This is a genomic window from Streptomyces cyslabdanicus (genome assembly GCF_052663305.1).
Genome location: NZ_JBQRUW010000007.1, coordinates 91,555 through 103,991 on the forward strand (window position 1 = coordinate 91,555; position 12,437 = coordinate 103,991).

The 12,437-nt window shown below is 71.6% G+C and carries 8 protein-coding genes; 3 read left to right on the forward strand and 5 right to left on the reverse strand.

Annotation, left to right across the window (positions count from 1 at the left end; translation table 11 throughout):
• Positions 1-97: 97 nt before the first annotated feature.
• A complete protein-coding gene (gene aspS, locus ACTYVM_RS04760; RefSeq protein WP_445524691.1) occupies positions 98-1,861 on the reverse strand; it encodes an aspartate--tRNA ligase in 1,764 nt (587 codons plus the stop codon).
• Positions 1,862-2,043: 182 nt separating this feature from the next.
• Here aspS and ACTYVM_RS04765 point away from each other — a divergent pair, with 182 nt between their 5' ends.
• Positions 2,044-4,215 (forward strand): SpoIIE family protein phosphatase, encoded by a 2,172-nt coding sequence (locus tag ACTYVM_RS04765; protein ID WP_445524692.1) that lies wholly within the window; start codon positions 2,044-2,046, stop codon positions 4,213-4,215.
• A gap of 20 nt (positions 4,216-4,235) precedes the next feature.
• Here the strand turns inward: ACTYVM_RS04765 and ACTYVM_RS04770 are convergent, their stop codons facing one another.
• The 3 genes from ACTYVM_RS04770 to ACTYVM_RS04780 all read right to left on the reverse strand — a co-directional run bounded on the left by ACTYVM_RS04770 (position 4,236) and on the right by ACTYVM_RS04780 (position 7,038).
• Entirely contained in the window at positions 4,236-5,282 is a 1,047-nt protein-coding gene (locus tag ACTYVM_RS04770; protein ID WP_445524693.1) for an AI-2E family transporter, read from the reverse strand.
• A gap of 187 nt (positions 5,283-5,469) precedes the next feature.
• A complete protein-coding gene (locus ACTYVM_RS04775) occupies positions 5,470-6,441 on the reverse strand; it encodes a pirin family protein (protein ID WP_445524694.1) in 972 nt (323 codons plus the stop codon).
• A gap of 114 nt (positions 6,442-6,555) precedes the next feature.
• Positions 6,556-7,038 (reverse strand): SseB family protein, encoded by a 483-nt coding sequence (locus tag ACTYVM_RS04780; protein WP_141366432.1) that lies wholly within the window; start codon positions 7,036-7,038, stop codon positions 6,556-6,558.
• Positions 7,039-7,198: 160 nt separating this feature from the next.
• On the opposite strand from ACTYVM_RS04780, the gene ACTYVM_RS04785 reads away from it, so the two are divergent.
• Positions 7,199-9,040 carry an acyl-CoA dehydrogenase gene (locus ACTYVM_RS04785; RefSeq protein ID WP_445524695.1) on the forward strand — a complete coding sequence of 614 codons (1,842 nt, stop codon included), beginning with the start codon at positions 7,199-7,201 and terminating at the stop codon, positions 9,038-9,040.
• Positions 9,041-9,138: 98 nt separating this feature from the next.
• Entirely contained in the window at positions 9,139-10,437 is a 1,299-nt protein-coding gene (locus tag ACTYVM_RS04790) for a M18 family aminopeptidase (RefSeq protein WP_445524696.1), read from the forward strand.
• 72 nt (positions 10,438-10,509) lie between these two features.
• Here the strand turns inward: ACTYVM_RS04790 and ACTYVM_RS04795 are convergent, their stop codons facing one another.
• Positions 10,510-12,342: an NHL domain-containing thioredoxin family protein gene (locus ACTYVM_RS04795; RefSeq protein WP_445524697.1), complete on the reverse strand. Its 1,833-nt coding sequence runs from the start codon at positions 12,340-12,342 to the stop codon at positions 10,510-10,512.
• Between the last annotated feature and the right edge of the window lie 95 nt (positions 12,343-12,437).

Consider the following 12,437-nt stretch of genomic DNA (forward strand, 5'->3'; position numbering starts at 1 on the left):
GCGGCGGGGCGCATGGGAAAAGGGCTCGAAACCGGTTCGGTTCCGAGCCCTTCGAAGTCCGTGCCCGCCGTGGCGGGCAACAGACCGTGTCCGGGGACTACTTCGGCTGCGGCTTGCGCACCGACAGGTGGAGTTCCCGCAGGCGGGACTCGTCCAGCTCGGTCGGGGCGCCCATCATCAGGTCCTGGGCGTTGCCGTTGAGCGGGAAGGCGATGGTCTCGCGGATGTTGGGCTCGTCCGCGAGGAGCATGACGATGCGGTCGACGCCGGGGGCGATGCCGCCGTGCGGCGGGGCGCCGAAGCGGAACGCGCGGAGCATGCCGGCGAACTTCTCCTCGACGGTCTCACGGTCGTAGCCGGCGATCTCGAAGGCCTTGAGCATGATGTCCGGCTCGTGGTTGCGGATGGCGCCGGAGGACAGCTCGACACCGTTGCAGACGATGTCGTACTGCCAGCCCAGGATGTCCAGCGGGTCCTGGGTCTCCAGGGCCTCCAGGCCGCCCTGCGGCATGGAGAACGGGTTGTGGGAGAAGTCGATCCCGCCGGTCTCCTCGTCCTTCTCGTACATGGGGAAGTCGACGATCCAGCAGAAGCGGAACACGCCGTCCTCGAAGTGACCGGCGCGCTTGGCGGCCTCCACCCGCACCGCGCCCATGATCTTCGAGACCTCGTCGAACTCGCCCGCGCCGAAGAACACCGCGTGGCCGGGGGCCAGCGACAGCCGCTTGGTCAGCTCGGCGACGTTCTCCTCGGTCAGGAACTTCGCGATCGGGCCGGTCAGCCCGCCGTCCTCGCCGACCCGCACCCACGCCAGGCCCTTCGCGCCCTGCTCCACCGCGTAGTCGCCGAGCTGGTCGAAGAACTTGCGGGGCTGGCCCGCGGTGTCCGGCACCGGCAGCGCGCGGACGTGCTTGCCCGCGAACGCCTTGAACTCCGAGCCCGCGAAGACATCGGTGATGTCGACGAGCTCCAGCTTGGCGCGCAGGTCCGGCTTGTCGGAGCCGTACTTCAGCATCGCCTCGCGGAACGGGATCCGCGGGAAGGGGGAGGTGACGTGGCGGCCGCCGCCGAACTCCTCGAAGAGCTCCGTCATGAGCTTCTCGATCGGCTGGAAGACGTCCTCCTGCTCGACGAAGCTCATCTCGACGTCGAGCTGGTAGAACTCGCCCGGCGAGCGGTCCGCGCGGGCGTCCTCGTCGCGGAAGCAGGGCGCGATCTGGAAGTAGCGGTCGAAGCCCGAGATCATCAGCAGCTGCTTGAACTGCTGGGGGGCCTGCGGGAGGGCGTAGAACCGGCCCGGGTGGACCCGGGAGGGGACCACGTAGTCGCGGGCGCCCTCGGGGGAGGTGGCGGACAGGATCGGCGTCGCCATCTCGTTGAAGCCCATCGCGGACATCTTCTGGCGGATGGCGGAGACGACCGCCGTGCGCAGCAGGATGTTGCGGTGCATGCGCTCGCGGCGCAGGTCCAGGAAGCGGTACTCCAGGCGCCGCTCCTCGTTGACCCCGTCCTCGGCGTTGATGGTGAAGGGGAGCGGGGCCGCCGCGCCCAGCACCTCGACCTCGCCGACCTCGATCTCGATCTCGCCGGTGGGCAGCTCGGGGTTGACGTTGTCGGCGCCGCGGGAGACGACCTTGCCGTCGACGCGGACGACGGTCTCCTTCGAGAGCTTGTCGAGGGCCTCGTACGCGGGCGTGCCGGGGCGGGCGACGAGCTGCGTGATGCCGTAGTGGTCGCGCAGATCGATGAAGAGGATGCCGCCCAGGTCGCGCCGATTGTGCAGCCAGCCACTGAGCCGGACGTCGGTGCCGACGTCAGAGGCGCGGAGCTCGCCGCAGGTGTGGGACCTGTACCGATGCATCGTCGTTCATCCAGCCTTCGCGGATTGGGGATCACCGGGCGGGCACGGCCCGGACCTACCAAGCGTACCGGGCAGCTCAAGGTCGGCTCCCCACTTTATGGAGCGGTCCCGGGCGGCTCCGGGACCGGACGGCCGTACGCCATCGGTGGCAGTGTCCGATCGCCTCTTCTTACAGTGGGGCAATGCGTACTGGTGAGCCCCTGCCCGCCGTGGGGGACGTGCTCGCCTCTCTCGCGACCGGGATGTGGCACTGGGACACGGCCACCGGCCTGGTCTCGGTGGACGCCGAGGCGGCCCGGCTGCTAGGGCTGCCTCCCGAGAAGGCCACGCTCAGGGAGGCCCAGGTGCGCGCCCGCCTCCACCCGGTCGACTGGAACGAGATCACCGGCGTCGTGCAGCTTGCCGTCGCCGAGGGCACCCTCGCCGAGGTCCGCATCCGCATCATGGACGAGCGCAACCGGATCGTCCGCGTCGTGCGCAGCCGCTCCAAGCCGACCTTCGACGCCCGCAAGAAGGCGTACCGGCTGATCGGCACCCTCCAGGAGGTCGCCGAGCCGACGCCCGGTTCGCCCGCCGGGCGACGAGCGGTCACCGGTGACTGGCGGCGCTCGCGGGAGGCCTTCCTGCTCGACGCCGGCCGGGCGCTGGCCGAGGCCCGCTCCACGGCGGAGGTGCTGCGGGTCGCCGCCGGCCTGTCGATGCCCGGCTTCTCGCCGGACGGGCTGGCGGTCTTCGGCGTCCAGGGCGACCGGCTGACGATCATCGGCCACCACGGGCAGCGGCCCGGCGACGAGGGCCCCTTCGTGCACATGGGTCTGGAGACGGACTATCCGGCGGCCGAGGTGGTCCGCACCGGGCGGGCCGTCTACCTCTCCTCGCCGGGGCAGTACAAGTCCCGCTATCCGCTCACCTGGCCGCTCGCCGAGCGCTTCCACCGCCACTCCTGGGCGTTCCTGCCGCTGACCGTCGCGGGCCGCACGATGGGCGCCTGGATGGCCGCCTTCACCTACCCGGTGGCCTTCACTCCCGACGAGCGCTCGGTGCTGACCACGGTGGCCCGCATGCTCGCGCAGGCCCTGTCCCGGGCCGGGACCGCCGAGACCGAGCGGGAGCTGAGCGAGGGCCTTCAGCGTTCGATGATGCCCACGCTGGGCCCCGAGGTCCCCGGGATGGACGTGGCCGCCCGCTACGTCCCCACCGGCGGCGGCCTCCAGATCGGCGGCGACTGGTACGACATGATCCCGCTGCCCGGTGCCGCCTCGCGATCCCGCACGTCCTCCGGGTCGGGCCGCTTCGCCCTGGTGATGGGGGACGTCCAGGGCCACGACGTGCGCGCGGCGGGGCTGATGGGCCAGCTGCGCGTCGCCCTGCGCGCCTACGCCTGCGAGGGGCACCGCCCGGACGCGGTGCTCTCCCGCGCCTCCCGCTTCCTGCACGGCATGCTCGCCGCCGGTGCCGAAGGCGAGAACGGCGAGAACGGCGAGGATGCCGACGAGGCCGCCGACCTGCGCTTCGCGACCTGCCTGTACGCCGAGGTCGACCCGCGTACCGGGGTCCTGGAGGTGGCCCGTGCGGGGCATCCGGACCCGGTGATCCGGATGGCGGACGGCACGGTGCTGCAACGGGCGACCGCGGGCGGGCTGCCGCTCGGCGTCGACCCGGACGCCGACTACCCGACCACCCGGTTCATCCTGGAGCCGGGCGAGACGATGATGCTCTGCACGGACGGCCTGATCGAGACCGGCGGCCACGACCTGGAGACCGGCTGGCAGCGGATCCGCACGATCCTGGAGCGGCACGGCGGCGACGCCGAGGAACTCGCCGACGCGCTGGTGCAGGCCGTGCACGGGCCCTCCTCCCACCACACCACCGGGCCCTTGGCCGACCGTCGCGAGGACGACATCGCGGTGCTGCTGCTGAGCCGGCGCCGCGACGGCCGGGCGGCCCGCCCCCGGCTGCGGCACACCCTGATGACGGTCGCCCAGGCCGAGCCCGAGCGGGTCTCCGTGGCCCGCCGGCAGCTGCGGGAGCTGCTGCACGACTGGTCGAACGAGGAGCATGTGGACTCGGCGGTGCTGCTGCTGTCGGAGACCCTCGCCAACGTCCTGCTGCACACCGACGTCGACGCGCTGGTGCTGGCCGAGGTCAGCGGGGAGAAGGGTGAGCGGCGGCTGCGGGTGGAGGTCACCGACGGCGGCGACGACCTGCCGCACAAGCGCCGGCCCGGCGAGCTCGCCTCCTCCGGGCGCGGGCTGATGCTGATCGAACTGCTCGCGGACGCGTGGGGCGTCGTGCCGCGGGGCCAGGGCAAGAGCATCTGGTTCGAGCTGTACGAGTCCTCGGCGGCCAGGTGAGCCGTTCCGGCGGGTGCGTCCTACGGCGAGGCCGCGTAGCGTTCCCGCAGCTCGTGCGCGGTTCCGAAGGCCGCCGCCGTCAGCGGCACCGCCAGCAGCATCCCCACGATGCCGGCGACCGACGCGCCCCCCGTGATCGCCAGCAGCACCACCGCCGGGTGCATCTGCACGGTCCGGCTCTGGATCACCGGCTGGAGCACGTGCCCCTCCAGCACCTGCACCGCCAGCACCACGCCGAGCGCCCACAGTCCGATGACGAATCCGCGGTCGGCGAGCGCGACCAGCACGGACACCGTGCCGGAGAGGAAGGCGCCCAGGTAGGGGAGGTAGCCGCCGATGAAGACCAGCGCGCCGAGGCCGAGCGCACCGGGCACCCTCAGCACCAGCAGGCCGACGGTGATGCAGGCGGCGTCGATCAGCGCGATGAGTGTCGTGCCGCGCATGAAGCCCTCCACGGCCGCGAAGGCCCGCCGGGCCATGGCCTCCGCCGTGTCGCCGGTCCCGCGCGGGGCGAGGGTGCGCAGGACGGCGGCGGCCCGGTGCGCGTCGCGCAGGAAGAAGAACACGAGCAGCAGGGCCAGTACGGCCATGGCGAGCCACTCGCCGACCGCGCTGACCCCGCTGATGACGTTGGAGGCGGCCGTCCCGCCGAACTTCTCCAGCAGCCGCCCGCCGTGGGAGGCGAGGTCGTCCAGCGAGGTGCCGGCCGCCCCGAGGGGCCTGGCGAGCGAGTGCGCGGCCTTCTTGAGCGAGGCGACGATCTGGTCCCCGCTGTCGATCAGCGCGGCCACCACGATGTAGACCACCCCGCCGACGACCACGACGACCGCCACACAGGTGATCCCGGCGGCGAACGACCGGTTCACCCCCACCCCCACCAGCCGCCGGAAGAGCGGCCGCAGCAGGGCCGTGCCCAGCAGCGCCAGCAGCACCGGGATCACCGCGGTCCGGAACACCACGCACAGCTCGATCCCGATCCACACCACCCCGGACACCAGCAGGAGGGCGGCGCACCAGGCGGCGAGACGCCGGACGGGCTCGGGCAGCAGCGGGGCGGGGGCCTGCACACCTCCAGACGATCACACGCCGGACGGGCTGTCCCGCACGGACGCCCCACACGGGTGACACGGCGTCAGCTGCCGGGGCTCCGCCCGCCGGTGACGCGCCCCGCGCCGGGCACCGGGGCCCGGCAGGAACGCGAAAGGCCCCGTCCGTGAAGGACGGGGCCTTTCGCGCCCAACGACCGGGAAGGGTCTACAGCCCGCCCTCACTCATCCCGTGGACCGCCGGGACGGTGCCGAGGCGGCCCTTCTTGAAGTCCTCGAAGGCCTGCACGAGCTCGTCCCGGGTGTTCATGACGAACGGGCCGTAGTGGGCCATCGGCTCGCGGATCGGCTGCCCGCCGAGGAGCACGACCTCCAGGTCGGGCGTGTGCGCGTCCTGCTTCTCGTCCGCGCGGACGGTCAGCGAGGAGCCGGCGCCGAAGACCGCGGTCTGGCCGAGGTGGATCGGCCGGCGCTCGGCACCCACGGAGCCGCGCCCGGCCAGCACGTACGCCAGGCCGTTGAAGTCCTCCCGCCAGGGCAGGGTGACCTCCGCGCCCGGGGCCACCGTCGCGTGGATCATCGTGATCGGCGTGTGCGTGATGCCGGGGCCGGCGTGGCCGTCCAGCTCACCGGCGATGACCCGCAGCAGCGCGCCGCCGTCGGGGGAGGTGAGCAGCTGGACGCTGCCGCCGCGGATGTCCTGGTAGCGCGGCGCCATCATCTTGTCCTTGGCCGGCAGGTTCACCCACAGCTGGAGGCCGTGGAAGAGACCGCCGGACACCACCAGCGACTCCGGCGGGGCCTCGATGTGCAGCAGGCCGCTGCCCGCCGTCATCCACTGGGTGTCGCCGTTGGTGATGGTGCCGCCACCGCCGTTGGAGTCCTGGTGGTCGAAGACGCCGTCGATGACGTACGTGACGGTCTCGAAGCCGCGGTGCGGGTGCCAGGGAGTGCCCTTGGGCTCGCCCGGCGCGTACTCCACCTCACCCATCTGGTCCATCATGATGAACGGGTCGAGGTGGCGGTAGTTGATTCCGGCGAACGCGCGGCGCACCGGGAAGCCCTCGCCCTCGAAGCCGCTCGGGGCGGTCGTGACGGTGAGCACGGGACGTGCCACGGCATCGGCGGGTGCGGCCACACGAGGCAGCGTCAGCGGGTTCTCGACGGTCACTGCAGGCATGTCGGTTCCTCCTTGTGCGACCACTTTAGTTGATTGTTGAACTTTCTGCCAGCCTCAACAGAAGAAGCCCGGAGGGAATTCCCTCCGGGCTCCGTACACACTTCCAGCCGCCTGCTAGCCGTACATCCGGCGCATGGCGAAGTCGACCATCTGCTCGACCGCCTTGGCGTCGAACACCATCCGGTGCTCGCCCTCCATGTCGAGCACGAAGCCGTAGCCGGTCGGCAGCAGGTCGATCACCTCGGCACCGGTGATCACGAAGTACTTGGACTCCTTGCCCGCATACCGGCGCAGCTCCTTCAGCGAGGTGAACATCGGGATCACCGGCTGCTGGGTGTTGTGCAGCGCCAGGAACCCGGGGTTGTCGCCGCGCGGGCAGTACACCTTGGAGGTCGCGAAGACCTGCTGGAAGTCCTCGGCGGCCAACTGCCCCGTGGTGAAGGCGCGCACCGCGTCCGCGAGCGAGGGCGGCGAGGGCTCGGGGTAGGCCGGAGCCTGCTGACCGTACCCGCCGACACCGCCGGGCATCTGCTGCTGCGGAGGGACGTACCCCTGCTGTGCCGCCCCACTGTCCATCGGCTGGCCGTATCCGTACATGAGCCACAGCGTACTGACCCGCACGAGGGCTCGGTCACACATGGCGGGATCGGGGTTGCTTCTTATTACCGACGGGTAGCATCATCGGAGCTACTAGTTGGTACGTGAACCAGATGCGAGGAGTCAGTGCCTCGCCGAGTCCTCGACGGGAGCCGTGGCCATGGGGCACTACAAGTCGAACCTCCGCGACATCGAGTTCAACCTCTTCGAAGTGCTCGGGCGCGACAAGCTGTACGGCACCGGTCCGTTCGAGGAGATGGACGCCGACACCGCCAGGAGCGTCCTGGCGGAGCTGACCCGCCTGGCGGAGAACGAGCTGGCGGAGTCCTTCGTGGACGCCGACCGCAACCCGCCGGTGTTCGACCCCGAGACGAACACCGCGCCGGTGCCGGCGAGCTTCAAGAAGAGCTACCGGGCCTTCATGGACTCCGAGTACTGGCGCCTGGGCCTGCCCGAGCAGATCGGCGGCACCACCGCTCCGCCGTCCCTGATCTGGGCCTACGCGGAGCTGGTCCTCGGCGCCAACCCGGCACTGTGGATGTACTCCTCCGGCCCGGCCTTCGCCCGCATCCTCTTCGAGGAGGGCACCGAGGAGCAGCAGCGGATCGCGAAGATCGCGGTCGAGAAGACCTGGGGCTCCACCATGGTGCTCACCGAGCCCGACGCCGGCTCCGACGTCGGCGCCGGCCGCACCAGGGCGGTCCAGCAGGAGGACGGCTCCTGGCACATCGAGGGCGTGAAGCGCTTCATCACCTCCGGTGAGCACGACATGGAGGAGAACATCCTCCACTACGTCCTCGCCCGCCCCGAGGGCGCGGGCCCCGGCACCAAGGGCCTGTCCCTCTTCCTCGTCCCGAAGTACCTCTTCGACTTCGAGACCGGCGAGCTCGGCGAGCGCAACGGCGTCTACGCCACCAACGTCGAGCACAAGATGGGCCTGAAGGCCTCCAACACCTGCGAGATGACCTTCGGCGACCGCCACCCCGCCAAGGGCTGGCTGATCGGCGACCGGCACGACGGCATCCGCCAGATGTTCCGCATCATCGAGTTCGCCCGCATGATGGTCGGCACGAAGGCGATCTCCACGCTGTCCACCGGCTACCTGAACGCGCTGGAGTACGCCAAGGAGCGCGTCCAGGGCCCCGACCTGGCGAACTTCATGGACAAGTCCGCGCCCAAGGTCACCATCACGCACCACCCCGACGTGCGCCGCTCGCTGATGACGCAGAAGGCGTACGCGGAGGGCATGCGCGCCCTCGTCCTGCACACCGCCGCGGTCCAGGACACGATCGCGGTCAAGGAGGCCGAGGGCGAGGACGCCTCGGCCGAGCACGCGCTCAACGACCTGCTCCTGCCCATCGTCAAGGGCTACGGCTCGGAGAAGGGGTACGAGCAGCTCGCCCAGTCGCTCCAGACCTTCGGCGGCTCCGGCTTCCTCCAGGAGTACCCGATCGAGCAGTACATCCGGGACGCCAAGATCGACACCCTGTACGAGGGCACCACGGCCATCCAGGGCCAGGACTTCTTCTTCCGGAAGATCGTCCGCAACCAGGGCGCCGCGCTGAACTCGATCGCCGAGGACATCAAGGAGTTCCTGGCCCTCGGCACCGGCGGGGAGGAGCTGGCCGGCGCCCGCGAGCACCTCGCCAGGGCCGCCGCCGAGCTGGAGGCCCTCGTCGGCCACATGCTGACCGACCTCGCGGCCACCGAGAAGGACGTCAAGAGCATCTACAAGGTGGGCCTGAACACCACCCGTCTGCTGCTCGCCTCCGGTGACGTGATCGTCGGCCACCTGCTGCTCAAGGGCGCCGCGATCGCCGCCGAGAAGCTGGAGACGGCCTCCGTCAAGGCTGTGTCCTCCAAAGACGTGGCGTTCTACCAGGGCAAGATCGCGGCGGCGAAGTTCTTCGCGGCCAACGTCCTGCCGGGCGTCACCCTGGCCCGCAAGGTCGCCCAGAACGTGGACCTGGACCTGATGGAGCTGGACGAGGCCGCCTTCTAGGACGGGCACCGGCCCTGCCGCCCGTCCTCACCCCCCACACACGAGGGTCCGCTCCCGGCGCCGGGAGCGGACCCTCGTGACGTCGTTAAGGTGAACCCATGAGTACAAGCCAGCGCTTCGACCGCGGCCACACCGACGACCTGATGTCCTTCCTGGCGGCGAGCCCGTCGCCGTACCACGCCGTGGCGAACACGGCCGAGCGGCTGGAGAAGGCCGGCTTCCGCCAGGTCTGCGAGACGGACGCGTGGGACGGCACGACGGGCGGAAAGTACGTGCTGCGCGGCGGGGCGATCGTGGCCTGGTACGTCCCCGAGGGTGCCGCACCGCACACCCCCTTCCGTATCGTCGGCGCGCACACCGACTCCCCCAACCTGCGGGTCAAGCCGCTGCCCGACACCGGGGCGCACGGCTGGCGCCAGGTCGCCGTGGAGATCTACGGCGGCCCGCTGATGAACTCCTGGCTCGACCGCGACCTGGGCCTGGCCGGCCGGCTCACGCTGCGCGACGGCTCCACCCGCCTGGTCAACGTCGACCGCCCGCTGCTGCGCGTCCCCCAGCTGGCGATCCACCTGGACCGCCAGGTCTCGGCGGAGGGACTCAAGCTGGACAAGCAGCGGCACCTGCAACCGGTGTGGGGCCTGGGCGACGACGTCCGCGACGGCGACCTGATCGCCTTCCTCGAGGCGGAGGCGGGGCTCACTGCGGGCGAGGTGACCGGCTGGGACCTGATGACCCACTCCGTGGAGCCCCCCGCCTACCTGGGCCGGGACCGGGAGCTGATGGCCGGCCCCCGCATGGACAACCTGCTGTCGGTGCACGCCGCCGCCGCGGCGCTGACGGCCGTCACGGCGGGGACGCCGGAACTGCCGTACATCCCGGTGCTGGCCGCCTTCGACCACGAGGAGAACGGCTCCCAGTCGGACACCGGCGCGGACGGCCCGCTGCTCGGAGGCGTGCTGGAGCGTTCGGTGTTCGCACGCGGAGGGTCCTACGAGGACCGGGCGCGCGCCTTCGCCGGCACGGTCTGCCTGTCCTCCGACACCGGCCACGCCGTCCACCCCAACTACGCCGAGCGGCACGACCCGACCCACCACCCGCGCGCGGGCGGGGGTCCGATCCTCAAGGTCAACGTCAACAACCGCTACGCGACGGACGGTTCGGGACGCGCGGTGTGGGTGGCGGCCTGCGAGAAGGCCGGTGTCCCCTTCCAGTCCTTCGTCTCCAACAACTCCATGCCGTGCGGCACGACCATCGGCCCGATCACCGCGGCCCGGCACGGCATCCGGACCGTCGACATCGGCGTGGCCATCCTGTCGATGCACAGCGCCCGCGAACTGTGCGCCGCCGACGACCCGTTCCTGCTGGCGAACGCGCTGGTGGCGTTCCTGGAGGGCTGAGCGCCCCCGCCCCCGCGCCGCCGGGGCCTGTCCGGCGAACCGATCCGCCGGACAGGCCCTGGGTCTACTGGCCTACTGGCCCGCCGCGGTCTCGTCCATCCCGGCCAGGACGAGCGGCAGCCGGTCCGTCGCGCCCTCGGTGAGCCGGACCGGAACACCCCAGTCCTGCTGGTGCACATGGCAGGCGGGGTACTCGTTCGCGGGGTCGTCGTCGCACGAGGCCGCCATCGCGGAGACGTGCAGGACACCCTCCGGGACGGCGGGATCCAGCTCCAGTTCGCGGCACAGGTCGGTGTCCGCGCCCTCGCCCTTCAACAGCAGCTCGGGCGGGGTCGAGGACACCAGCAGCCGGGTCGACGGCCCGTAGCGGGTGTCGAGCTTCTGCCCGGCCGGGGCCTGGAAGATCACGTCCAGGCGGAGGCGGCCGGGGGCGACCTCCGTCGCCGCGCGCCGGGTGCGGTGGGCGACCGCCTCCACCCGTACCGCCTCCTCCGGCAGCCGCAGCCGGGTCAGCCGGTGCCGGGCCGACTCCACCACCACGATGTCGTCCCCCACGAGCACCGCGTCGCTGGGCTCGCGCAGGTCGGTGGCGAGCGTGGTGACCTCGCCGGTCGCCGGGTCGTAGCGGCGCAGGGCGTGGTTGTAGGTGTCGCTGACGGCGACCGAGCCGTCCGGCAGGGCGGTCACGCCCAACGGGTGCTGGAGCAGCGCCTGTCCGGCGGCTCCGTCCCGGTGCCCGAAGTCGAACAGCCCGGTGCCGACCGCCGTGTGGACGGCTCCGTCGAGATCCACCCAGCGCAGGGCGGACGTCTCGGAGTCGGCGAGCCACAGCCGGTCGGGCGTGGCCGCGAGCCCGGAGGGCTGCGCGAACCAGGCCTGTGCGCCGGGCCCGTCGACGAGCCCCTCGTTCGTGGTGCCGGCGGTGACGGCGACGGTCCGGTCCTGCGGGTCGTAGACCCACAGCTGGTGCACGCCCGCCATGGCGATCCACACCTTGCCGTTCCACCACGCCACGTCCCAGGGCGAGGACAGGTTCACGTCCCGGGCGGGACCGGACGTGGCCTCGCCCTGCATCCACTGGTGTCCGGTGCCGGCCAGCGTCGTGGTCTCGCCCGTCTCCGGGTCGAAGCGCCGCAGGGCGTGGTTGACCGTGTCGGCGACCACGACGGCGCCGTCCGGCAGGAGGGCGAGTCCCTGCGGCTCCTGGAACCGGGCCAGGTCCGGGTCGCCGTCGGCCATCCCCCGGCCGCCCTGGCCGATCCGCCGCACCACGGTCTCGCCGTCCTCCGCCAGCTCCACCAGCTGGTGCCGGGTGGTGTCGCTGACCAGGAAGTTCCCGGACGGCAGCAGCACCGCCTTGCCCGGGAAGCGCAGCGTGGTCGACTCCGGCTCCGGCGGCACGTACGGCCCGTCCCCGCGCCGCAACGTGCCCTTCGCCTCGTGCTCGGCCTCCAGCTCCTCCACCAGCCGCTCGATGGCGTGCGCGTGTCCCTCGCCGGCGTGCTGCGCGACGACGTAGCCCTCCGGGTCGATGACCACGAGCGTCGGCCAGGCCCGTACCGCGTACTGCTTCCAGGTGGCGAGCTCCGGGTCGTCGAGCACCGGGTGCTCCACCCCGTACCGCTCCACCGCGTCGACCACCGCCTGGTGCTCCGCCTCGTGAACGAACTTCGGCGAGTGCACCCCGACGACCACGACGGTGTCGCGGTGCTTCTCCTCCAGCTCCCTGAGCTCGTCCAGGACGTGCAGGCAGTTCACGCAGCAGAAGGTCCAGAAATCCACCACGACGCATTTGCCGCGCAGGTCGGCGAGGGTGAGGTTCTTCCCGCCCGTGTTGAGCCAGCCGCCCTTGCCGATCAGCTCAGGGGCGCGTACGCGGGCGCGTCGGGGTGCCGTGTCGTTCATGGGACCAAGGGTGCCACCCGTGCGGGGCGGCCCGTCCGGCGCGGTGCCGTACGGGGCCCGTCGGACCACCGGCCGCGTCGCCGGGGCGGAGGCGG